We start from the raw sequence: 24,156 nt of genomic DNA, 5'->3' as shown, positions 1-24,156 counted from the left end.
ACCCGCTGCACCCTTTTGCGCGCCATGCCTTATGAGAACAGCATTGCCGAAAGTTTGCGGCGGGCGGCAACGGTTGCCGGATCCTTGAAGCCCCAGACCTCGAAGAACTGCAGCAGCTGGCGGCGGGCGCCGTCATCGTCAAAGGTACGGTCCTTGCGCATGATCTGCAGCAGATGTTCGGCCGCTTCGTCGCGCCGGCCTTCGACATTGAGGATTTTGGCGAGCTTCAGTCGCGCCTCGTGATTGTCGGGATTTGCCGCCAGCTCACCTTCGAGCGCAACGGGATCACCGAGCTTGCGGGCCTCTTCGATCTGGTCGAGCTTCTTCAGCACCGCCTGAATGCCGGCGTCCTTGGCCACCTCTTCAGGCAGATCGGTCAGGGTTTCGCGCGCCCGCTGATGCTGGTTTGCGGCGATCATGCATTCGGCCATTCCGGCAAGCGCCTTGGCGTTGTCAGGAGCGGCCTGCATCACGGCGGCGTAAAGCTGGGCAGCCTCGTTGATGTTGCCGGCGGCAAGCAGCTCCGCCGCTTCCGTGAGCACAGCTTCGATCTCGGCGGCCTCATCGGCGCCGGCCGGACCGGCAATGCGGTCGATGAACTGGCGGACCTGGCTTTCCGGCACCGCGCCCATGAAGCCGTCGGCCGGGCGGCCGTTGACGAAGGCAATGACGGCGGGGATCGACTGGATGCCGAGCTGGCCGGCGATCGAGGGATGATCGTCGATGTTCATCTTGACCAGCCTGACCCGGCCATTGGCTTCGTTGACCACCTTTTCCAGGACCGGCGTCAGCTGCTTGCACGGACCGCACCAGGGCGCCCAGAAATCGACCAGCACCGGCTGGTTGCGCGAATCCTCGATGACGTCCTTGCCGAAATTCGCGGTCGTCGTGTCCTTGATGTAGCTGCCGGCCGCAACCGCGGGTTCCGGTGCTGCGCCAAAGCTTGTCGTCGCCGTCATTTGATTTCCGAACGAACCGTTATAGGGGTTGTCGCTGCCACTCATAGGTATCTCCCGCCGCGCCGATCCTGCCGGCGTCTTTGCTAAAGCATGTCCCGCAAAACTGCGTAGCGGTTTTGCGAAAAGACATGCGCAAAACCAAAGGCTAAAGCGCGGCAAGCGAATCTAAAAGTTCGCAACGCGCTTTTAGCGCTAAAATCGTATGTCAGGACGTCACTTTCAAGACAAGCGGCTTATGTCCCGTCGCTTCCATGAAACGGACGAGGTCGCCGCTCGCAATCGACGTCGTCGCATCGTTGGAGAGCGGATGGCAGTTGACGATCTCCTCGCGCATCAGATCGGCGTCGAGCACGAAGGTGACATTCCCGGCGGTATCGTTGATCGCGCCGAATGCGGTAACGGCGCCGGGAACGACGCCGAGATATTCCATCAGCTTCTCCGCCCTGCCGAAAGAGACCCGGCCGGACCCGCCGATCAAATTATGCACCTGCTTGAGGTCGACCTCGGCATTCTCCTCCACAGTCAGCAGGAAATACCGGTCCTTCTTGTCCTTGATGAAGAGGTTCTTGGTGTGGCCGCCGGGGATCTCGTCACGCAGCGCAACCGATTCCGCCACGGTGAAAACAGGCGCATGATCGACCGTCTTGTGAGCGATGCCGAGCCCATCGAGGAAGGCGAACAATTCTTCTCTTGTCTTGGGGGCGTTTTCTGGCATCGGGCAATCCATGGAATGGGATAAGGAAAAGTCGAGGCGTCCTGATTAAGTCCGTCCACATCGTTTGGCAATCTTCGCGACCGACGCTTTACCCCTGCATTTGCGGCCTTTCCGACCCGCTTGCGCAGACGCCGGATTTTTTTCTTCGCCTCTTCGTCATTTCCCTGTTGCATTTGAAAATCCGTTAGGCCATATAGCGCCCGTCGCCACGAGGCGGCGCCCACGGTCCAACGACTACCCCGGACCGATGCGGATTGAGCGGGTGTAGCTCAGGGGTAGAGCACAACCTTGCCAAGGTTGGGGTCGAGGGTTCGAATCCCTTCGCCCGCTCCAGTTTTCCATAGGAAAATTACTTACTTGTGCGGCGCTTGCGCCAGCGCTCTTGCGCGCTCGCAAAGCGAGGTACCATATAGGTACCGTGCCAAAGCAACGGCGCTATTGATTCCCGATCTGCATCTATCAGCCAGGGTGCCGCCGCGAATGACCGATGTTCAAACATTTTTTGCGCGCCACTTTGTTGCGATAAGCGTCAATTCTCGCTTTAGGGATGATGAAGGGCCGGACCGCTTCTTTGCGGCTTCAGGGCTGTTGATACGCATTGGAGACATACTCGGCATCCTTACAGCCGGTCACGTAGTTGAATATTTGGATGAGGCTCTGAACCATCGGGACATCATAAGCCTGGGCTGCCAGTTACTGGACACTTTCGGAGAGACGAAGCTGAGTGATCTCGGTGTTCCCTATGATCTTAAGAATTCGCCGCGCCTACATTTTCACAACGATGAACAAGGTCTCGACTTCGGTGTCTTGTTTCTACATGAGCACCAAGCTCGGTTGATCGAGAAACATAACATCGTCCCGCTTACATACGAAGCTTCACGGAATGAGCCCGCGGACCTGGATGTTTTCTTCCTGCTCGGCCTTCCCTCTGAGTTGACTTCCGAGCGGGTATCCCCTTCGGGAAACGCTACAGTTGCTTTGACGATGCTGAGGCTCAAAAAAGCGGAGGCGGAGGAGCAAAGTACATTGTTCCCCCGGTTCATCGCCACGATTGACAGCCAGACCAGCCTAGAGAGCCTTAAGGGCATGAGCGGCGGGCCGATTTTCGGGCTCAACACCGAGCGATCGAACAAATATTGGATAGTCGCGATTCAGTCATCGTGGAGGAAATCGGAGCGCAAGATCTTCGGGTGCCCGGTGACGCATATCTATGACATATTGAATGAACTGTACGAGAGAGCCGCTAGCGAGCTTGTGGAGGAGCGCTAGCGCGAAGCTTTTTTGGCAGGTATCCGTTGGCTGATAGCCATGGCCGAAGAATGCGACATTCAGAAAATCAATACGCTAGACGCGTTAAGGGTATTAGATCCTCACGGCGCGTGTTTGGCATCGCCACCAGCCGCGCGGCGAATCGCGCATCACGGATATCTTCAATATAAAACAAGCCGCCGCCTGAAGCTGCGCGTTTTAGAGTCTTTATCACAGCGCCCGATTGATCCTGCTCAATGCAAAACGGGCTGGTAACCGACTAGGCTCTTGGAGTTTTGTCGGAAGGCACTAGGTCCGACAATAACGTCTCGAACCTTGGGGCGATGGAACCTTGAGGAGATGTGACCGGAGCTGGATCGACATGCTTGTCAAAGATGTCATGACGACGACGGTCGTCACATTATCACCTGACAATGGCGTTCGGCATGCAGCCAGGCTGATGTCCGATCAACACGTCAGCGGCATTCCTGTCGTCGACGATAGTGGGCATTTGCTGGGCGTCATCAGCGAGGGCGATCTGATCCGTCGAACGGAACTATCGAGCGGCGCCTTCGTCCTGAAGGCGGACATGGGGCTTGGGCCAGATGAAAGGGCGAACGCTTTTGTAAAGCGGTGCGCGTGGAGGGTGGGCGACGTCATGACACCCGATCCTGTTACCATCGACGAGGATGCACCTCTTTCCCGTGTCGCCGGGCTGATGCAGGATCGTGGCATCAAGCGCATTCCTGTCCTGCGGGACGGCAAACTCATTGGTATCGTCAGCCGTGCAGATCTTCTGCAGGTCATTTACTCGGCAAAACCCGACGACACGGCAGTGGGCGACGAAGCCATTCGGCGCAGCATCCTGATCCGGCTCGATGAAAACACCGGCCTGGAAGGGCTGGATGTGACCGTCACGGTCACCGAAGGGATCGTGCATTTTTGGGGCAAGGTCGATACGCCTGCTTGCCGCCGGGCGGCGCGGGTCCTGGCGGAGGGAGTCAACGGTGTTCGCGGGGTGGTGGAGCATTTCCCGGAATCGCCTCCTCAATAGTGCCGTAGTGTCGAGATGAACGGCGCCGGCCCTGGCGAAGCCGAACCGGCGAGCTTCCACAATTGTCATTTTGATGGAGAGACTGAGATGGCTTCAGCTGAAACGGCAGTGATGAAAAAAACAGCCTCGGCAACATCGCATGCCAAGACGACACTTTCCGCCGAGGAGCTGCGCCTGATGGACGCCTACTGGCGGGCATCGAACTATCTGTCGGTCGGGCAGATCTATCTGCTCGACAATCCGCTTTTAAAAAAGCCTCTGGCCCGCGAGCACATCAAGCCTCGGCTGCTCGGCCATTGGGGAACCTCGCCCGGCCTGAACATGCTCTATGTGCACCTCAACCGGGTGATCAAGCGGGACGATCTCAACATGATCTATGTGATCGGCCCCGGCCACGGCGGCCCGTCGCTTGTCGCGCATGCCTATCTCGAGGGAACATACAGCGAAGTTTATCCGAATATCGGCCAGGACGAGGAGGGCATGAAGCGGCTCTTCAAGCAGTTCAGCTTTCCCGGCGGCATCCCGAGCCACGTCGCTCCCGAAACACCCGGAAGCATTCATGAAGGCGGCGAACTCGGCTATGCCCTCAGCCACGCCTATGGTGCAGCCTTCGACAATCCCGATCTGATCGTCACCTGCATCGTCGGCGACGGCGAAGCCGAAACCGGACCGCTCGCGACGGGATGGCACGGAAACAAATTTCTCAATCCCGCCCGTGACGGCTGCGTTCTGCCGATCCTGCACCTCAACGGCTATAAGATCGCCAATCCCTGTTTCCTCGCCCGCATTCCCAAGGAGGAATTGGTGAAGTTCTTCGAGGGAATGGGATATGCCCCCCTTTTTGTCGAAGGCCACGAGCCTGATCAGGTGCAGCAGCAGCTCGCCGCCGCGATGGACACCGCCGTCGCAACGATCAAGAGGATCTGGACGGAAGCTCGAAGCAAGGGGAATGTCAGCCGCCCGGCATGGCCCATGATCGTCTTCCGCACGCCGAAGGGCTGGACCTGCCCTGCCGAGATCGACGGCAAGAAATGCGAGGACTATTGGCGCTCGCACCAGGTGCCGATGGGCGACATGGACAAGCCGGAGCATATCAAGATCCTTCAGCATTGGATGAACACCTACAGGCCTCAGGAGCTTTTCGACGGTGACGGGAAGCTACGCGCCGAGTTCGCGTCGCTGGCGCCGACGGGGCATCGCCGGATGAGCGACAATCCGCATGCAAACGGCGGCCTGTTGCTGCGCGATCTGAAGATGCCGGATTTCCGCGATTATGCCGTCTCGGTGCCCAAGCCCGGATCGGTGACCACCGAATCCGCTCGCGCCATGGGCAAGTTCCTTCGCGACGTAATGAAGCTCAACCTCAACAGCAAGAACTTCCGGCTGTTCAGTCCCGACGAGAACAATTCCAATCGCTGGCAGGACGTGCTTGAGGTGACGGATCGCTGCTATATGGCCGAGATCTATCCCGAGGACGATCACCTGTCGCCCGACGGTCGCATCATGGAGGTCTTAAGCGAGCATCAATGCCAGGGCTGGCTTGAAGGCTATCTATTGACCGGGCGCCACGGCTTCTTCTCCTGCTACGAGGCCTTCATTCACATCATCGACTCGATGTTCAACCAGCATGCCAAATGGCTGAAGGTGTGCAATCACATTCCCTGGCGGCGGCCAATCGCGTCGCTCAACTACTTCCTCAGCTCGCATGTCTGGCGGCAGGATCACAACGGCTTTTCGCATCAGGATCCAGGTTTCATCGACCATGTGATCAACAAGAAGGCCGAGGTCATCAGGGTCTATCTTCCGCCGGATGCCAACACGCTGTTGTCCGTTACCGATCACTGCCTGCGCAGCCGCAACTATGTGAACGTGGTGGTGGCAGGCAAGCAGCCCGCTCCGCAATGGCTCACGATGGATGAAGCCATCAAGCACTGCGCCGAAGGCCTCGGAATTTGGCAATGGGCCAGCAATGACCGGGATGCGGAACCGGATGTGGTCATGGCCTGCTGCGGCGATGTACCGACCCTGGAGACGCTCGCCGCCGTCCAGCTGATCCGCGAGCACCTTCCTCAGGTGAAGGTGCGGGTCATCAATGTCGTCAATCTGATGAAGCTGCAGCCCTCGAGCGAACATCCCCATGGGCTTTCGGATCCGGATTTCGATGCGCTCTTCACAAAGGACAAGCCGATCATCTTCGCCTTCCACGGATATCCTTGGCTGATCCACCGGCTGACTTACCGGCGGACCAACCACAAGAACCTGCATGTTCGAGGATATAAGGAGGAGGGAACGACGACGACGCCGTTCGACATGGTCGTTCTGAACCAGCTCGATCGCTTTCATCTTGTCGAAGACGTCATCGATCGGCTGCCGCAGCTTGGCGCGCGCGCGGCCTACTTCAAGCAGGCGGTTCGTGGCAAGCTGATCGAGCACCGGCAATATATCGAGGCGCATGGTGATGACATGCCTGAGATCAGCGGCTGGACTTGGGGCGTCAAGAGCACCGCGAAGGGGAAGGCGGCGACCTCCACAGAGGGAGACAATGCCTAGACGGCGACGGGCTGATGCCCATTTCGATGGTGGGGTCTGCCCGATGGTCGGGTCGACCGGCAATATCGGAGGCGCCGCTGCTGCTCATGCGTCGGGCGCATCTCGCGAGAACGCGCTGCGCCCGACCAGAGCCGGCTCCGGATACTCCACGAAATCATCTCATCTTCTCGGTGGTTAGCCAGTTATGCCGGAGTTGCCGTCAACCGATCCCGAACTGAACCGGATACCGACGGAGGAGGACCTCGGTCGCCTTCAGTTCACGACCTTGCTCTATTATCTGCAATGCACCAATCCGGATAACGGATTGGTCCGCGACAAGACCCAGGCAGGCGCCCCGGCGAGTATCGCCGCCATTGGCATGGCGCTGGCCACCATTCCGGTCGTGGTGGAACGCGGCATCGTCATTCGTGAGTTTGCCGCCAAGATCGCCCGGCGCCGGCTGGAATTCCTGATGTCTTGCCACCAGGGACCGGAGCCGGACGCCTCCGGCTACAAGGGCTTCTTCTACCATTTCCTGGATATCGAGACGGGACGAAGGGTCTGGCAGTGCGAACTGTCGACGATCGACTCGGCTTTCCTGTTCGCCGGCGCGCTGACTGTCGCAACCTATTTCGATGCAGACACCGAGGACGAGGCAAAGGTTCGGACCCTTGCCACATCGTTGTACGAGCGGGCGGACTGGAACTGGGCTTGCGACCATGGGGCGACGCTCACCCACGGCTGGCGACCGGAAAACGGCTTCATCCCTTATCGCTGGCGCGGCTATGACGAAGGTCTGCTGCTTTACATTCTCGGTCTCGGCTCACCGAGCCACCCCCTGCCGCCGGAAAGCTACGCGGCCTATACGGAGAGCTACGAATGGCGGAATATCTTCGGCCGCGAATTGCTCTATTCCGGTCCGCTCTTCACACATCAGCTCTCCCATATGTGGATCGATTTTCGCGACATTCGCGACAAATTCATGCGCGAGCACGGCAGCGATTATTTCCAGAACAGCCGGCACGCCACCTTCGTTCAGCAGGAATACGCCATCCGCAATCCGCTGGGCTTTGCAGGCTACGGAGAACATTGCTGGGGTTTCACGGCAAGCGATGGCCCCGGTTGGACGAAGAGAAACATAGACGGCATCGACAGGGAATTCTTCGACTATATCGCGCGCGGCGCACCCTATGGGCCATGACGGAACGGTATCTCCCTGGGCAGCGGTAGCCTCGCTGCCGTTTGCGCCGGAAATTGTCATCCCGACCGTCAGGAATTTTGCCCGCATGAAACTTGGCATGACCCGGCTTTATGGGTTCAGGCCATCGTTCAACCGGACATATACGATGAACGACAAGAACGACGAATGGTGGGTCAGCCCTTATCATTTCGGCATCGACCAGGGTCCCGTCGTCCTGATGATCGAAAATTATCGAACCGGCCTGCTGTGGAACATTATGCGTCGGTGCGAGCCGGTGGTGGTCGGTTTGAGGCGGGCGGGTTTTTCAGACGGCTGGTTGTGAGGGTGGCGTCGATGCGCGGGGGTCGCTACAGGCCGGATTCGGGCTCTAATCTACGTGGCGCGGGTCGCATTCGAAGAAGCCGTCAAAGAGGCCGGGCTTCATCTTCACCTCTAGCCCTTTGATCGATCCACGTCCAGGAACCGCCAGGACCATATTCGAGAACGGCATCATAGGCTGAACGCGGCGCACCCGGTTCGGCGAAATTGATGCAGGCGATCCTTCGCTCCGCAAACAGCCTGAGGATCTCGGCAAGAAGCTCATGTCCGAAGATGGCGTCGGCCTTTTCCAGGACAATGTATGACGGAGTGGCCGCGAGCGCGCTCGCAAGCGCGACGAGCTGTTGTTCGCGCGGCGACAGCAAGCTGGCCCAGTCCTGTTCGCTGTCGAGGTCGCCAGGCATGAGATCGCGGGCGAGCCCGACATTCTTCAGCAAAGCGAGGATTTCAGCATCCGTTGCCTCGGCCGAAGGCTTTGATGGCGCCACGATCTGGCGCAGGGTTCCCGGCCCCGAATAGGTTCGCTGACCGAGAAACCGCACGTCTTGATGAGATGGGGTGACGATGCGTCCTATCCCCGACATATCTAGTCCCGCTGTGGCCCGGAACAAGGCTGCGCCTGCGGCGTCGCCCTCTCCGGTTACGACCACCCGTCTGTCGGCCGGGATAAGGACCGACAAGTCCTTCAGCAATACCTCACCGCTCGGCGATGTCAGCGTCAGGCGTTCGTAAGCGAAAATTCCTTCGGCCTCGATGCGTTCGAAGCGCGTATCCGGCGCGCCATGCGCGCTTTCGATCGCCTCAATGAGGGAACTGATGCGCGCTACGACGGCCGCGAAGCTCGAGATCGAGTTGAATTGTGCGACAATGAAGGAAAACGCGCCGACGAGCATCGCAAAGGCTGCCGCCGACTGCGTGATCACGCCGAATTCCATGTCGCCCCGCATGAAAGCAGGCGCGATGATGACAACAGGCAGGATCTGGATCATCCAGTTGTAACCGGTGGTGAAGAACCCGACATTGCGATTGACGGAAATTATCCGCCTGAAGTTCGCGGCGAGATCGTCGAACTGCCTCGACAATCGGTTGGCATGGCGCTGCTCCGTGCCCTCGATCATAATCGATTCCGCGTTTTCCCGGACACTGATCAGCCCGGAGCGGAAGGCCGCTTCATTGTCGAGTTGGTTATAATTCAGTTTGATCAAAGGCCGTCCCAAGACGATCGTCATAAACGATCCGAAGGCCGCGTAGATGACAGCGGTAAAGAAAAGAAGCGGGCTGATCAGCCATAACACGCTCGAAAAAGTGAAAACCGTCAAAAGGCTGCTGAGCAGCATGAGCAGGAACGAAAGCGTCGTCGTCGCGAATGCCTTTATATCCTCCGCGATCCGCTGATCGGGGAAAGAGAGTGTGCCCTGAACGCCGAGCCGGTAGAAAGCACCGTCGCTCATATAAAGGCCGATGGCGCGACGGGTGAGGAATTCCCGCCAAAGCAAAGCCAGTCGCTCTTCGGCGAAGCGCGCGATCACCGAGACAATCGTCGAGGCAGCGAAAGCGCCGGCGTAGAGGATCGCCTGGCGGATGAATTCGGCAGTCTGCCTTTCAGCGATGGCAGTCATGAAGTGTCGACCGACGAAGCTGTTGACCACATTCAGAGCACTGACGCCGCCAAAAAGAGCGATCAGGGAGGCGAGAAGGAAGGCGGCTCGTCCGCCGACATCGGAAGTCATAAAGAGTCTGACCGCGCGGACGAGCCGTGTCGCCGTTACCTTGAGCGGAATTTGCTGCGTGCTCATATTCGCCCCCGCCGTGTCTTGGGGAATGAACTATAGCGTGAAAAATCCACGAGGGAGAGCGACACACGAGACGGACGTGGCTTTTCAGGCACAAGACGGACTACAGCTTCGTGGACGACCGTTCTCGGCTGCCGCGAGGCGGCGAGCTTATCGAGGACGATGCGCATACGCCGCTTGCAGCCGACGCGCGCTTGGTGTCAGATGGCCCCTAAATTCCTGTCGGCTGCATTGGCTCCGAAAGGCAGAGCCGACGGCACCACCCCTAACGTCCTGACTGCTCCCAACATCATCTGAGGTTCCTCATGCGCATCGCCGTCGGTGGCATTCATATCGAGTGCAGTACATACAATCCGGTCCTGAACGAGGAGAAGGATTTTCGCGTACTGCGCGACGTGGCGCTGCTGGATTCCCCCTACTTCGCCTTCCTCAAGGATTACGACGCCGAATTCCTGCCGACGGTCCATGCCCGCGCCATTGCCGGCGGCCCGGTTTCGCGCGCTGCCTACGAGGCTTTCAAGGGCGAATTCCTCGAGCGGCTGAAGCCGATGCTGCCGCTTGATGGTCTCTATCTCGCCATGCACGGCGCCATGTATGTCGAGGGCATGGAGGATGCCGAGGGCGACTGGATCGGCGCGGCCCGCGCGCTGGTCGGCGAGGATTGCACGGTTTCGGCAAGCTATGACCTGCACGGAAACGTCACCCAGCGCATCATCGATGCGCTCGATATCTACTCCACCTATCGCACTGCGCCGCACATTGATGTCGAGGAGACGATGCGCCGTTCCGTCTCCATGCTGGTGAAGAGCCTGGGAACCGGCGTGAAGCCGGTGGTCCTCTGGGCGCAGATCCCGGTCGTCCTGCCCGGCGAGCGCACCAGCACTGTCGATGAGCCGGCAAAGAGCCTCTATGACATGCTGCCCGAGATCGATGCGATCGACGGCATCTGGGATGCGTCGCTGATGGTTGGCTATGTCTGGGCCGATGAACCCCGCGCCACGGCCGCCGCCATCATGACCGGCACCGACCGCGCCGTGCTGGAGCGCGAAGCCATACGTCTCGCCCAGGCCTATTGGGACGTGCGGAAAGATTTCGTCTTCGGCTGCGAGACCGGCTCGATCGAGGAATGTGTCGCCAGAGCAATCGCAAGCCCGACCGCCCCTGTCGTGCTAGCCGAATCCGGCGACAACCCCACAGGCGGCGGGGTCGGGGACCGGGCCGATGTGCTGGCCGAGCTGATCGCCAAGGGTGCGACCGGCGTCGTCTTCGCCGGCATCACTGACAAGCCGGCGACCGAGGCTTGCTATGCCGCGGGTGTGGGTGCGGATCTCACCCTCAGCGTCGGCGCCTCGCTCGATACCAAGGGGAGCAAGCCGGTCACGGCCCGCTTCACCGTGAAATTCCTGCATGAAACATCAGATCAAGCCGATCGCCAGGCGGTGATTTCGATTGATGGCATCGATCTCGTGCTTTCCTCCAAGCGCCGCCCCTATCACAGCATCGCCGATTTCACCCGGCTCGGCCTCGATCCGCACGCAGCGAAAATCATCGTCGTCAAATCGGGCTATCTCTCGCCGGAGCTGGCGCCGATCGCCAATCCGAACCTCATGGCGCTGTCGCCCGGCGTGGTCGACCAGTTCGTCGAGCGGCTGCCGCGGCTGCGCAAGCAGCACCCGACCTATCCCTTCGACAAGGATTTCGCCTTCGAGCCGCAGGTTTTCCTCTCCGCACGCTCGATGGGGGTGTAAGGACCGCTCCGAGCAACGCCTGATGAAACAAGTATTGCGGGAAATAAGCTGTTCCAAAGAGGCGCGGCTTATCCGTTTTGCTGCACCGCTTATATGACTTTTCCTCGATACTATTTCACCGATAATTGTTAACGACCACTTCCGCCCATTTGTGTTCTCTTATCTCTGCGAATCAAAAAGGTTTGATTTGCTGAGGAACGTCCACCATGTTCAAGCATGGGGCGATGCAACAGTTGGGTAGGAGCCTATGCTGCAACGGATTGAAGACATTGATGCCGCGCTTGTCGACAGGCTGCAGCATTCAGCGTTCAAGTACTTCCTGAAATATTCCAATCCCGAGAATGGCCTCGTAGCCGATACCTCGATCGGCGGCGTGCCGGCGAGCATCGCGGCTGTCGGCTTTGCGCTTTCATCCTATCCCGTCGGTGTCGAGCGTTCCTGGATCAGCCGAGAGGAAGCGGCCGAGCGCACGGTCAATACGCTGCGCTTCTTCGCCGAGGCGCGTCAGGGCGAGGAACGCCACGCGACGGGCCATCGCGGCTTCTTCTACCATTTCCTGCACATGGATACCGGCCATCGCGCCTGGAACAGCGAGCTTTCGACCATCGACACGGCGCTGCTTGTCGCCGGCATCCTGACCGCTGCGCAGTATTTCAGCCGCGAAGACGACGAGACGGAAACCGAGATCCGAGAGCTCGCGACCTTCATCTACGAGCGCGTCGACTGGCGCTGGGCGCTGAACAAGGGCGACACCATCTCGATGGGTTGGAAGCCCTCTTCCGGCTTCCTGCGCTGGCGCTATCACGGCTTCGACGAGGCGATCATCCTCTATGCGCTGGCGCTCGCCTCGCCGACGCACCCGATCCCGCAGTCGTGCTACGACGCCTTCACATCGAGCTATTCCTGGATGATGCATGGCGAACAGCCCTATCTCTATGCTGGGCCGCTCTTCATCCATCTCTTCTCGCATGCCTGGATCGATTTCCGCGGCATTCAGGACAAGCCTATGGCGGAGCGGAATTGGGATTATTTCCGCAACACGCAGGTCGTCATCAACGTCCAGCGTGACTACGCCGAGCGCAATCCCGCCCAGTTTGTCGGCTATAACAGGAACATCTGGGGCTTTTCCGCCTGCGACGGCCCACCGCCGACACGGCGCATGCGCGGCGGCCGCCAACCGAAGGTTCTGGGCTATGCCGCACGTGGCGCCCCGCTCGGACCGGATGACGGCACGATCGCGCCCTGGGCCGCACTTGCCTGCCTGCCTTATGACAAGCAGGCGGCTCTCGACGGCACCAAGGCGCTTCTGACCACTTATCCGAACCTGCTCTTGGAAGGCGGCTTTCCCGGCGGTTTCAATCCGACCGTCCAGACCAAGCGGCCGGAAGGCTGGGTCGACGACCGCACCGTCGGCATCGACCAGGGCCTCGTGGTCATGACGATCGAGAACGAACGCTCAGACTTCATCTGGAAACTGATGCGGCAATCGCCGACCATCCGTCTCGGGCTGGAGCGCGCCGGCTTTACCGGCGGCTGGATCGAAGGGATCGAGCCGGACGAAGTGGTGCGCAAGTTCGGTTAAATCTAGCGCTCGAAGACGTGCGCCTTGCCTGATATATCGAGACGGACGAGGTCGCCTCGCGCTGGCAGCGCGACGCTTGAGGTTTTGATCCGGATCGGCGGCAGGGCGACACCGTCGAGCGAAACGGCGACGGTGCAGACCGCGCCGCCGAACTCCACCTCGACCACCCGTCCGCCATAGCTGCGATCGCTTTCATCGGCAACGACCCGGATTTGCTCGGGCCGCAGCATGATCTCCGCCTTGCCCTGACGGCTGCCTTCGACGGCGACATGGCCGAGCGCGCAGTCAGCAAGGCCGTTGCGGATGATGGCGGGCAGCAGCACGGCATCGCCGAGGAAGAGCGCCGTCTCGCGATCCTTGGGATGAAGATACAATGATTGCGGCGATCCGGCCTGGATCAGCCGCCCTTCCCTCAAGACCGCGACCTGATCGGCAAAGCTCAGCGCCTCTTCCTGATCATGCGTGACGAGGATGGCGGTAATGCCGGCCGCCTGCAACACGCGCGCAACCGCTTTGCGCATGTTTTCACGCAGGCCCGTATCGAGCGCCGAGAACGGTTCGTCGAGCAGCATCAGCCGCGGCTTGCGCCCGAGCGCACGGGCGAGTGCCACGCGCTGCTGCTGGCCGCCGGAAAGCTGATGCGGGCGCCGCGTCAGCATGCCACGGTCGAGCTCGACCATATCGAGCAGTTCGACGATGCGTTTCTCGCGATCGGCCGCCCCACGCTCGAAGCCGAAGCCGATATTCTCGGCGACGCTCAAGTGCGGAAACAGCGCGCCGTCCTGCGAGACGATGCCGATGCCGCGCTTGTGGGCCGGCACCGCGGCCGGACCGTCGGCAAGCAAGCCGCCATCCAGCGTCACCCGGCCGGCATCGGGCTGCTCGAACCCCGCAATGATGCGCAGCAGCGTCGTCTTGCCCGAGCCAGACGGTCCGACGACGGCGGTGCGGCTGCCCGCCTGCACTTCGAGCACGATATCCTTCAGCGCCTGAACCGGGCCATAACGCTTGCTGATGTTTTCGATCGTAAGCAGCGTCATTGGCCGGCGGTCCGTTTCGATTGGGTATAGAGCATCAGGGTAAGCGGCAGCGACAACACGATCATCATGAAGGCGTAAGGGGCGGCCGAGACATAGTCGATCTCGCTGGTCAGCGACCAGAATTTCGTCGCCAGCGTATCGACGCCGTTGGGCGACAGCATCAGCGTCGCCGTGAGTTCGTTGGTGATGCCAAGTGCAGCAAGCGCAACGCTGGCGGCGGCTCCGGGTGCGGCAAGCCGCATGGTGATCTGGCGCACCGCCTGGCCCGGCGTGCGGCCGAGACCCATTGCGGCGCGCTCCAGTTCCACCGGCGCCTGGGCGATGCTGGCGCGCAGCCCCACCATGGCGCGCGGCAGGAAAAGCATCACATAGGCGACGAGCAGCGTTGCGAAGGTCTGGTAGAGCGGCAGCACGAGACGCACGGTGATCGTCACCAGCGCCAGCGCCACGACAACACCGGGCAGCGAACCGACATAATAATGGCAGGCCTCGAGCACGCGCTGGAAGCGGCCCGGCGCCCTCACCGAAAGCCAGGCCATCGGTGCTGCGGCAATCGTCGCCAGCGCGCCGCCGACGACGGCAAGCACGATCGTCTGCAGGAAAGCGTTGCCGACTTCGATGCGCCAGATACCGGCGCCGCCGAGATAGAGCCAGCGGCCGAGCGTCACCAGCGGCACACCAAGCGTCAGCACCGCCAGGATGACGGGCAGCAGAACCGCCGGCACGACGAACCAGCCGAGCCGCCGGCGGTCCACCGGACGCGGCGAGCCGGAGCCGACGCGGGCATAACGTTCGTTGCCGCGCAGCAGCACTTCGAGGCCAAGCAGAAAAAGGCAGCAGCCAACGAGCACGCCGCCGAGCATGTTGGAGGCCGGGCTGTTATAGGAGGACTGGAACTGGTCGACGATCGCCGTTGCGAACGTGTCGAACCGGATCATCACGAACAGACCGTATTCCGACAGCAGATGCAGCGCGATCAGCAGCGAGCCGCCGCAAATGGCAAATCTCAGCTGCGGCAGAACGGCACGGAAGAAGACGCGCCAGGGATCGAGGCCGAGCGAGGCTGCGGCATCCTCGATGGCCGGATCGAGACGGCGCAGCGCAGCGGCGACCGGCAGATAGAGGAACGGATAATAGGCGATCACCGAGACGAAGACGCCACTCTGCAGGCCACGCATGCCGGGAATGAGGCTGACCCAGGCATAGCTGTGCACGAAGGCCGGCACGGCGAGTGGTGCGATCGCAAGCCAGGCCCAGAGCCTTGCGAAAGGAATGTCGGTCCGTTCAGTGAGCCAGGCGAGCGTCACCGCAAGCGCGATCGACAGCGGAATGGTGATCGATTCCAGCAGAACCGTATTGACGAGGAGTTCGCCGACGCGCGACCGAAAGACGAGCGCCTTCACCGTTTCCCAGCCGACATCGTAGGTTATCCAGCCGATGAAGCCGAGCGGCACGAGACTGAAGATCGCAACGACGGTCGCGAGAAGCATCACGGATGCATGCGGCATGCGCCCGCGCGGCAAACCCATTCGCGCGCCCTTCGGCGCGACCGGTGCCGCGTTGCCGGATGCGAGCAATCTGTTGTCCTGCAGCAAGGCCGATGCCTTCACACGCTGAAAAAGGAAGGCAACCGCCTTTAAAGGGCGGTTGCCGGATTTCGTCATGCCCTAAGGTTTTCTTGAGCCAAAAGCAATAGTTTTGGCCAGAGAACGGCTGCGGCAGAAGGTCAGATCAGGCCGGCGGCCGTCATCAGCTCCACGACCTTCTTACTATCAAGCGTCGAAGCTTCGACCTTCGGGGCATTGAGATCGGAAAGCGGAGTGAGCTTTTCGTTGGAGGGCGCATCCTTGCCGATGGCATATTCATAGGACGTGCCGTCCTTGAGCACCGCCTGGCCCGCCTTGCTGGTGACGAACTTCAGGAAAGCCTGGGCCTCCTTCATGTGCTGCGTGGACTTCAGGATACCGCCGCCCGAAACGCTGACGAAAGCGCCAGGGTCCTGGTTCTTGAAGTAGTGCAGGCCGACATTCTTGCTGTTCTCGCCTGTCTTGGCCTGATCGCCGAACCAATAATAGTGATAGATAACCGCGCCTTCGACTTCGCCGGCGTTAACAGCTTTCATTGCGACGCTGTTGCCCTTGTAGGGCGTGGCGTTGTCCTTGAGGCCCTTCAGCCATGCCTTGGTGGCGTCCTCGCCCTTGAGCTGCAGCAGGGCCGCGACGATGGCCTGAAAGTCGGCGCCGGCGGGTGAAGCACCCCAGCGGCCCTTCCAGGCCGGATCCTGGAGGTCGAGCAGCGACTTCGGCAGCTTGTCTTCGCTGAGCTTCGTCTTGTCATAGGCGAAAACCGTGGTGCGGGCAGCAATGCCGGTCCACATGCCGTCGGCCGGACGATACTGATCCGGAACCTGAGCCAGCGTTTCCTTCTCGATGGGGGCGAAGAGGCCCGCGCCATCGACCAGCGTCATAGCCGGCGAATTCTCGGTCAGGAATACATCAGCCGGAGAGGCGTCGCCTTCCTGGATGATCTGATTGGCGAACTGCATGTCGCCGCCCTGGCGCATGGTGACCTTGATGCCGGTCTCCTTGGTGAAGGCGTCGATCCACTCGCGACCCAGGCTTTCGTGCTGGGCATTGTAAACGACCAGGCCTTCGGTCTCCTGCGCATTGGCGCTGCCTGCGAGCGCAGTGGCGGAGAGAAGTGAAGCGGCAAGCGCGAACGCGTGGGAAAAGCGGTTAAGAGCAATATTCATGATGGCCTCCGTGGCAATGTCACCCAGGCTTCCCAGGGGTGCTAGAAGGCGTATATTTTTCTTGACTGACGATTTCAAGTTTTGCCTTCACAAAAAACGCATCACAAAAACTTGACGATAAATTTCATATTATGAGGGAATAAATCTCAATTCGGCCAAAAAGGCGACGCTTCGCAAGCGCCGCCTTCCCTGTCACAGTCGCTTATTCGACGTCGAACTTGACGCCCTGCGCGAGCGGCAGGGTCCTGCCGTAATTGATCGTGTTGGTGGAACGACGCATATAGGCCTTCCAGGCGTCCGAGCCGGACTCGCGCCCGCCGCCGGTCTCCTTCTCGCCGCCGAAAGCGCCGCCGATTTCAGCGCCCGAGGGACCGAGGTTGACGTTGGCGATACCGCAATCCGAGCCGCGGGCCGACACGAAGGTCTCGGCCTCGCGCATGTCGTTGGTGAAGATCGACGACGACAATCCCTGCGGCACGGCATTGTGCAGGGCCAGCACCGCGTCGAAATCGCTATATTTCATCACATAGAGGATCGGCGCGAAGGTTTCGTGTTCGACCGGGCCGGTCTGATCCGGCATTTCGACGAGTGCGGGGCGAACGTAGAAAGCCTCAGCCGAACCATTGTCGACGCGGCCGCCGCCGGTCACCGTGCCGCCGGCCGATTTCGCCTCGCCGAGCGCGGCCTGCATCTTCTCGAAGGCCTGGCCGTCGATCAGCGGGCCTACAAGCGTTCCCGTTTCCAGGGGATTGCCGATGGTAACGGAGCCGTAGGCCTTCTGCAGGCGCGGCACCAGCTGGTCGTAGACGCTTTCATGCACGAAGAGACGGCGCAGTGTCGTGCAGCGCTGGCCGGCCGTGCCCATGGCCGAGAAGGCGACGCCGCGCAGCGTCAGGTCGAGATCGGCGCTCGGGCAGACGATCGCCGCATTGTTGCCGCCGAGTTCGAGAATGGCGCGGGCAAAACGCTGCGATAGGCGCGGACCGACGGCACGGCCCATGGCCGTCGAGCCCGTGGCGGAAACGAGCGGGATCTTCGGATGGTCGACCAGCACTTCGCCGACATCGCGGCCGCCGATAATCAGCGTCGACAGATTGGCAGGCGCCGTACCGCCCTCGGCGATGAAACGCTTCAGCGCCTTTTCGAACAGCGCCTGCACGGCGAGCGCCGTCAGAGGCGTCTTTTCCGAAGGCTTCCAGACGGTGGAATTGCCACAGACCATCGCAAGTGCAGCATTCCACGACCAGACGGCGACCGGGAAATTGAAGGCGGAAATGATGCCGACCACGCCGAGCGGATGCCAGCTTTCCATCATCCGGTGCTCGGATCGCTCGGTAGCGATCGTCAGGCCATAGAGCTGGCGGGAAAGGCCGACGGCGAAATCGCAGATGTCGATCATCTCCTGCACTTCGCCAAGGCCTTCAGAAGTGATCTTGCCGACTTCGATCGACACGAGACGGCCGAGTGCAGCCTTTGCGGCGCGCAGTTCCTCGCCAAGCAGGCGGACCAGCTCGCCGCGCTTCGGCGCCGGAACGTCACGCCATGCGAGGAAAGCCTTGTGCGCTTCTTCGATCGCCGCCTTTGTCTCGGAAACGGAATGCTCCCTGAGCCTGCCGATTTCCTTGCCGGTAACAGGCGACGTGACGGAAAGCGTGCCGCCGTGATAGCGGCCGGCATCGACGCCGAGCTCGGCAAGCAGCTTGGCGGTTTCGGTGGCGAGATCGAGGACGGCGATGGTCATTGTGGTGTTTCCAATCTTATTATTCCCGGAAGCGTCTATCGCTTCCCAGCAGCGTTTATCGGTTCTCAGAAGCGGGCGTCGGCGAAATGGGCAACCTGGGCGCCGGCTTCGTACCATATTTCCTTCAGCGCACGGAAGCTCGGCTCCGTGGGTGTCGTCAGCGGCAGCGGCAGATCGGCTTCCGAAAGCCGGCCAAGGATATGTTCGGCCAGCGTCCGGCCGAAGACTGTGCCCGGCGCAATGCCACGGCCATTATAACCGGAAAAACCGATCACATTCGGCGCGAATTTGTGGAAGCGCGGCAGCGCATTGTCGGTCATGCCGATCTGGCCATACCATTCGCATTCGAATTCGACATCGCCGATGATGGGGAAGAGCCGCTTCAACGCGCGCTTGGCCCAGCCCTTGTGCACAGCAAGCCCGGTATTGCGCAGCGCCCCAACGCTGCCGAAAACGAGGCGGCCCGCCTGGTCCATGCGGAACGAGGAGAGGATGTCCTTGGTATCCCAAACCCCCTCTCGCCCCGGCAGGATCGACTGGCGCAGATTGTGGCCGAGCGGCACGGTGGCGAAATTGAAATAGGGCAGGTAGATCTGCTCGTTGCGCACCTGCTCGAAGGGACCGGTGCTGTAGGCATCCGTCGCAATAATGATCCAGTCCGCGCTGACTTCGCCCCTTTCGGTCTTCACGCTCCAGCGGCTGCCGTTGCGCTCCGTCGCGGTCACAGGGCTCGAAGTATGAATGGTAACGCCGGCCTTGGCGGCGGCATGGGCAAGGCCGCGCACATAGGCAAGCGGCTGCAGCGTTCCGGCGCGCATGTCGAGCAACGAGCCGGCATAGGCATCGCTGCCGATGCGCTTGGCGGTTTCTGCTGCATCGAGCAGCTTCACGGGCGCGCCGCGCGCGGTCCATTGCGCCACGCGCTGCTCGATCTCCTTGAGCCCGTCGGCACCGACGGCGCAATGAAGCGTGCCGTTCCGCTCGAGTTCGCAGGCAATCCCGTGCCGGTCGATCAGCTCCATAACCAGCTTCGGCGCATTGCCGAGCAGATCAAGCAGGCGCTCGCCATGCACCGAGCCGAGCACCCCTGGCAGGTCATTCGGCATCACCCACATGCCGGCATTGATCAGGCCGACATTGCGCCCCGAGCCGCCGAAACCGATCTCCCTGGCCTCCAAGAGCACCACTTTCGACCCGGCTTCGGCAAGATGCAGGGCGGAAGACAGGCCGGTGTAACCACCGCCGACGATCACAACGTCGGCCGATACCGCGCCTTGGAGAGACGAGGTCACAGGCGGTTCAGCTGCGGTCTTTTCCCAGAGGCCGTGGGAGCGCGGATCATTCAGCATGGCTCAGTCCGATTGGGTCGAAATCGCGGGTACTCTAATGCACCTCGCTTGCGAAAGCATCATTTCAAGCAACGGTCTTCAACTGCAGATGCGCGAGGCCGAGCGCTTCCATCGCCGCATCCAGCGAGGCGGCCTGGCGTTCGGCATAGAGCGCCAATTCATCCTCAACAATCGTGCCGAGCGCTGCCTCGAAGGCGTCACGGTTCGAGCGGGTTGCATAGTTCTGCTGCTGGTCGGCGCCGAGGTTCGACTGGAAGATGCCCGCCGCACTGACCGGCAGGAAATCTTCGTAGACAAGAGGCGCGCAGGCGAGATAGCCCCTGGCAATCAGCGCTTCCGGATCGCGCGGCAGCCCGCCGCTGACCGCGGCGGCGATACCCGCAGGCGTCGCGCTGTAGCGGAAGAAGGCGAGGTCCTGGCTGCGCAGTTCCTCCCAGCTATCCGGCAGCGCCTTGAAGCGCTCGGCAAGTTCCTGGTCGTAGGCGCCGGCCCTGGCGCCACGGGCGCCAACCTGCACCTCGCCGCGCACCGAGGCGAGCAGCCGATCGTAGAGCGCCCGGCCCTTCGCCGTCAGCGCCACGCCGCGCTGCTCGATCTCGCCGAAGCGGGCGGTGTGCGTTCCCCTGGCTGCCCCCTCTTCACCGGAAAAGGCTATCGCCTCCTCCAAGGCCTTGAAGCTCGTCTGCCGCAAGAGGATATCGCAATGACGGCGCGGCGGCCCCTCGATGACGGCCTTCGGCGTGATGCCGCGTTCCGGCATGCGGGCCTGGACCGCGTCGATATCGAGCGTACGTGGGGTCAGGTGATTGATATGCGGCCCTTTGAAGCTGACGACGTCGGCGATCAGCCGATGCGCGTCGTGCAGGCGCTTGTAGGTTTCGGCGCTGACCGTCGCCTCGCCGTGCCAGCGGAAGGTTTCGATCGCTTCAGCGACGAATTCCGCAGCTTCCGCCTCCGTCAAGCCGCCGTTCTGCTCGTGACGCTCGATCAACGCGATAGCGCGCGGCGTATAGATGCGCCGCGCCGCCAGAATGGCTTGCGCCTCACCACGCAGCTCTTCGTCTTCGATCAGTTCCAACCGCAGCAGCGAGGTGAAGACACGGAACGGATTGACGTTGAGCGCCGCTTCGTCGATCGGCCGGAAGCAGGTGGAATGAACGGGCACGCCGGCGACCGAGAGATCGTAATAGCCGACCGCCTGCATCCCCATGACGGCGAAAAGCCGACGGATGGTGAAAAGTTCCTCTGCCGTTCCAAGCCGGATCGCGCCGTGGCGCTCGACGTCAATACGCTCCAGCTCGCCGGCGCTGGCCAGCCGTTCGCGCAGCTCGGGATCCTTTTCGAGGCAGGCGGCATTCACCTCAGCCACCAGTTCGATCAGCGTGCCGTATTGCGGCACCTCCGCCCGGTACATCTGCGACATCGCTTCGGTGAAGAGCGAGCGGATGCGGTCTGTGGAAACGAAGGCTTGCGGCATCTGGAAACTCCGGCTCATTCCGTTTTTGCAGGATGAAACTCTTTACAAGCACCACAAAGCTGGAAATATCGACATTTCGGAAATAGCTCATTCTGAAATGGAATGATCATGAACACTTCCCGGCGCTTTCTGCCGTCGATATCGCATCTCGCCGCCTTCGAGGCGGTGGCCCGCACCGGCAGCGTCACGGCTGCGGCGCGTGAGCTTGATCTGACACAAAGCGCCGTGAGCCGGCAGGTAAGCGCGCTGGAAGAGCAGCTTGGCGTCGAGCTCTTCCTGCGCGAACGTCAGACCATGCGGCTGACGCTTGCCGGCGACAGCTACGCCCGCGAGATCCGCGAGGCGCTGCGGCGCATATCGAGCGCCTCCCTGAACCTGCGCGCCAATCCGCATGGCGGCACGCTCAATCTCGCCATCCTGCCGACTTTCGGCACGCGCTGGCTGGCGCCGCGCCTCGGCCGCTTTCTCGCTGCCAATCCGGGTGTCACCATCAACCTCGTGACCCGGCTTTCGCCCTTCGATTTCCGCCTCGATTCGATCGACGCCGCCATCCATTTCGGCCATCCGCATTGGCCGGGCGCCGACCTCGCCTTTCTCATGTCGGAGCGAACGGTGCCGGCCTGCAGCCCCGATTTTCTCAGGCGATACGCGATCTCGCGGCCGGAAGACCTGCTCACCGTCCCGCTTCTGCATTTGACGACACGGCCTGATGCCTGGGAACAATGGTTCGCCGGCAACGGCGTTGCCTTCGAAAGCGTGCACGGCATGCTCTTCGACCAGTTCGCCACCGCAGCGCAAGCCGCGATCGCCGGCCTCGGCATCGCGCTATTGCCGACATTCCTGATGCAGGAGGAACTCAGGCGTGGCGATCTCGTCGCCGCCGTGGACCGCGAAATGGAAAGCCGCGAACGCTACTATCTCGCTTTTCCGCCCGAGCGCGCCGACTATGCGCCGCTTGCCGCCTTTCGCGACTGGATCGTCGCTGAAGCGGCCGCCAATCCGACCGCATGACGAACGGCTTGCATCGGCATGGCGGTTTCGACCATTATGTCAGCCAAACAACATCTGCAGGAAATCCCATGAAGCCGATCTTCGTCCAGCTCCAATGCGCCCCCGGCAAGACCTATGAGGTCGCCGACGCCATCTACCAGACCGAACTGGTCTCGGAGCTTTATTCCACAAGCGGCGACTACGACCTGTTGATGAAGGTCTACATCGAGGAAGGCCAGGATATCGGCAAGTTCATCAATGACAACATCGCCAATATTCCGGGTATCGTCCGCTCCTTGACGACGCTGACCTTCAAGGCCTTCTGAGCCCCCTCAGACGCGGTTAACCCTTTTCGAGAAGAATCGCCTTTCGGCTTGCCGCTTAAACCGCGGCTTAAGCGTGGACGTTGCTATAAGAGTCTCGCGTTAGCTTGAGGCGAGGCGCGTAGCGATAGGTGGAAAATGGCGATCGTCGAGGCAGACAGAGTGCACGAGCAGCCGCAATCGGAAGCGCCCCCGCTGATCGTCCATGTCGTGCGCCAGTTCCTACCCAATCGTGGCGGCCTGGAAGACGTTGTCGCCAATCTCGGCCGCCAGACCGTCCGGCGCGGTTATCGCGTGCGCGTCGTCACGCTCGATTCGCTCTTCACCGCGCCTGACGACAAGCTGCCGCCTCGCGAAAATATCAATGGTATCGAGGTGGTGCGCATTCCCTGGTCCGGCAGCAGCCGCTATCCCCTGGCGCCGCAGGTTTTCCGCCATATCGGCGACGCCGATCTCGTGCATGTTCACGCCATCGACTTCTTCTTCGACGCACTCGCCTGGGGCCGGCTACTGCACGGCAAACCGATGATCGTCACCACTCATGGCGGCTTCTTCCACACCAGAAAATATGCAGCGGTCAAGAAGGTCTGGTTCCGCACACTGACCCGCGCTTCGGCGACTGCCTACCGGCGCGTCGTCTGCTGCAGTGCCTCCGACCTCAAGCAGTTTTCCGAGATCGTGCCCGACAGCCTCCTGATCGAAAACGGCGCCGATATCGGCAAGTTCGCCGATACCGCTTCGCGCCGGGCAAAACGCCGCATCGTCACGATCGGGCGCTTCTCGGTGAACAAGCGGCTGGACCATCTGCTCGATGCGATGGCCGTGTTGAAGACACGCCACCCGGAATGGCATCTCGATATTATCGGCGCCGAATCCGACCTGAGCCGGGTGAATGTCGAAGACGAGATCGAAAGCCGCAACTTGACCGGTCGCGTCACACTGCATGTGTCGCCCGACAACGATGGCATCCGCCGCGTCATCGCCGAGGCCTCGCTCTTCGCCTCCGCCTCGGAATATGAAGGTTTCGGCCTGGTGGCGCTGGAAGCCATGAGCGCCGGCCTGCTGCCGGTGCTGAACGCCAACTATGCCTTTCAGACGCTTGCCGCCCGCCATCCCGTCATCAGGCTCGCCGATTTCCAGAATTCCGGGGCCGCCGCCACGGCGATCGAGGCCGCCTATGATGGCCTTACACACCAACCGGACGCCGTTCGTTCAGAACTTCTCGATGCCGCTCGCGGCTATTCCTGGGATATCGTCGCCGGCCATTATATCGATCTCTACAGATCGCTTGATATCGCCGTCGCGGAAAGCCTATGATCCTTTCTTCCTGAAATCCC

17 protein-coding genes, 1 tRNA gene and 1 pseudogene are annotated in these 24,156 nt (G+C 61.1%); 10 read left to right on the top strand and 9 right to left on the bottom strand.

Features of this window, described 5'->3' with window-relative positions; translation table 11 throughout:
• Positions 1 to 29 precede the first annotated feature (29 nt).
• Both trxA and EFQ99_RS14295 read right to left on the bottom strand, forming a co-directional pair.
• Positions 30 to 1,004 (bottom strand): thioredoxin, encoded by a 975-nt coding sequence (gene trxA, locus EFQ99_RS14300; protein ID WP_126921672.1) that lies wholly within the window; start codon positions 1,002 to 1,004, stop codon positions 30 to 32.
• Between the two features lie 160 nt (positions 1,005 to 1,164).
• Positions 1,165 to 1,674, bottom strand: coding sequence for a prolyl-tRNA synthetase associated domain-containing protein (locus EFQ99_RS14295; RefSeq protein WP_126921671.1), 510 nt, complete (start codon positions 1,672 to 1,674; stop codon positions 1,165 to 1,167).
• Positions 1,675 to 1,932: 258 nt separating this feature from the next.
• Between EFQ99_RS14295 and EFQ99_RS14290 the strand changes: the two genes are divergently transcribed.
• The 5 genes and pseudogenes from EFQ99_RS14290 to EFQ99_RS14270 all read left to right on the top strand — a co-directional run bounded on the left by EFQ99_RS14290 (position 1,933) and on the right by EFQ99_RS14270 (position 8,028).
• A tRNA-Gly gene (locus EFQ99_RS14290) sits at positions 1,933 to 2,007 on the top strand.
• A 147-nt stretch (positions 2,008 to 2,154) separates the two neighbouring features.
• Complete coding sequence (locus EFQ99_RS14285) at positions 2,155 to 2,943, top strand: hypothetical protein (RefSeq protein ID WP_126921670.1); 789 nt, start codon at positions 2,155 to 2,157, stop codon at positions 2,941 to 2,943.
• 361 nt (positions 2,944 to 3,304) lie between these two features.
• Entirely contained in the window at positions 3,305 to 3,976 is a 672-nt protein-coding gene (locus EFQ99_RS14280; protein WP_126921669.1) for a CBS domain-containing protein, read from the top strand.
• Positions 3,977 to 4,063: 87 nt separating this feature from the next.
• Positions 4,064 to 6,526, top strand: coding sequence for a phosphoketolase family protein (locus tag EFQ99_RS14275; RefSeq protein WP_126921668.1), 2,463 nt, complete (start codon positions 4,064 to 4,066; stop codon positions 6,524 to 6,526).
• A gap of 184 nt (positions 6,527 to 6,710) precedes the next feature.
• Positions 6,711 to 8,028, top strand: a pseudogene (locus EFQ99_RS14270) (glucoamylase family protein).
• An 82-nt stretch (positions 8,029 to 8,110) separates the two neighbouring features.
• Here the strand turns inward: EFQ99_RS14270 and EFQ99_RS14265 are convergent.
• Positions 8,111 to 9,820 carry an ABC transporter ATP-binding protein/permease gene (locus EFQ99_RS14265; RefSeq protein ID WP_126921667.1) on the bottom strand — a complete coding sequence of 570 codons (1,710 nt, stop codon included), beginning with the start codon at positions 9,818 to 9,820 and terminating at the stop codon, positions 8,111 to 8,113.
• Between the two features lie 302 nt (positions 9,821 to 10,122).
• Here EFQ99_RS14265 and EFQ99_RS14260 point away from each other — a divergent pair, with 302 nt between their 5' ends.
• Positions 10,123 to 11,565 (top strand): M81 family metallopeptidase, encoded by a 1,443-nt coding sequence (locus EFQ99_RS14260; RefSeq protein ID WP_126921666.1) that lies wholly within the window; start codon positions 10,123 to 10,125, stop codon positions 11,563 to 11,565.
• 247 nt (positions 11,566 to 11,812) lie between these two features.
• Complete coding sequence (locus EFQ99_RS14255) at positions 11,813 to 13,147, top strand: glucoamylase family protein (protein WP_126921665.1); 1,335 nt, start codon at positions 11,813 to 11,815, stop codon at positions 13,145 to 13,147.
• Between the two features lie 2 nt (positions 13,148 to 13,149).
• Here the strand turns inward: EFQ99_RS14255 and EFQ99_RS14250 are convergent, their stop codons facing one another.
• The 6 genes from EFQ99_RS14250 to hglS form a co-directional block, all read right to left on the bottom strand.
• Positions 13,150 to 14,187 carry an ABC transporter ATP-binding protein gene (locus tag EFQ99_RS14250; protein ID WP_126921664.1) on the bottom strand — a complete coding sequence of 346 codons (1,038 nt, stop codon included), beginning with the start codon at positions 14,185 to 14,187 and terminating at the stop codon, positions 13,150 to 13,152.
• Complete coding sequence (locus EFQ99_RS14245) at positions 14,184 to 15,851, bottom strand: ABC transporter permease (protein ID WP_126921663.1); 1,668 nt, start codon at positions 15,849 to 15,851, stop codon at positions 14,184 to 14,186. Before EFQ99_RS14245 ends, EFQ99_RS14250 begins: the two co-directional genes overlap by 4 nt.
• Positions 15,852 to 15,913: 62 nt before the next feature.
• Positions 15,914 to 16,939, bottom strand: coding sequence for an iron ABC transporter substrate-binding protein (locus EFQ99_RS14240; RefSeq protein ID WP_126921662.1), 1,026 nt, complete (start codon positions 16,937 to 16,939; stop codon positions 15,914 to 15,916).
• Positions 16,940 to 17,141: 202 nt separating this feature from the next.
• On the bottom strand, positions 17,142 to 18,680 hold the full coding sequence (amaB, locus tag EFQ99_RS14235) for an L-piperidine-6-carboxylate dehydrogenase (RefSeq protein WP_126921661.1): 1,539 nt from the start codon (positions 18,678 to 18,680) through the stop codon (positions 17,142 to 17,144).
• A gap of 65 nt (positions 18,681 to 18,745) precedes the next feature.
• A complete protein-coding gene (locus tag EFQ99_RS14230; RefSeq protein WP_126921660.1) occupies positions 18,746 to 20,029 on the bottom strand; it encodes an NAD(P)/FAD-dependent oxidoreductase in 1,284 nt (427 codons plus the stop codon).
• 64 nt (positions 20,030 to 20,093) lie between these two features.
• Positions 20,094 to 21,524: a 2-oxoadipate dioxygenase/decarboxylase HglS gene (gene hglS / locus EFQ99_RS14225; RefSeq protein ID WP_126921659.1), complete on the bottom strand. Its 1,431-nt coding sequence runs from the start codon at positions 21,522 to 21,524 to the stop codon at positions 20,094 to 20,096.
• An 84-nt stretch (positions 21,525 to 21,608) separates the two neighbouring features.
• Here hglS and EFQ99_RS14220 point away from each other — a divergent pair, with 84 nt between their 5' ends.
• From EFQ99_RS14220 to EFQ99_RS14210, 3 genes are all read left to right on the top strand, one after another.
• Positions 21,609 to 22,517, top strand: coding sequence for a LysR family transcriptional regulator (locus EFQ99_RS14220; RefSeq protein WP_126921658.1), 909 nt, complete (start codon positions 21,609 to 21,611; stop codon positions 22,515 to 22,517).
• 68 nt (positions 22,518 to 22,585) lie between these two features.
• Positions 22,586 to 22,822, top strand: coding sequence for an Lrp/AsnC ligand binding domain-containing protein (locus tag EFQ99_RS14215; RefSeq protein ID WP_008528286.1), 237 nt, complete (start codon positions 22,586 to 22,588; stop codon positions 22,820 to 22,822).
• A 135-nt stretch (positions 22,823 to 22,957) separates the two neighbouring features.
• Entirely contained in the window at positions 22,958 to 24,136 is a 1,179-nt protein-coding gene (locus EFQ99_RS14210) for a glycosyltransferase family 4 protein (protein WP_126921657.1), read from the top strand.
• Positions 24,137 to 24,156: the final 20 nt, after the last annotated feature.

The organism is Rhizobium vallis, from assembly GCF_003985155.1.
Lineage (GTDB): Bacteria > Pseudomonadota > Alphaproteobacteria > Rhizobiales > Rhizobiaceae > Rhizobium > Rhizobium vallis.
The sequence above is the reverse complement of the archived record's forward strand: the minus strand, read 5'-3'. Positions and strand labels throughout refer to the sequence as shown.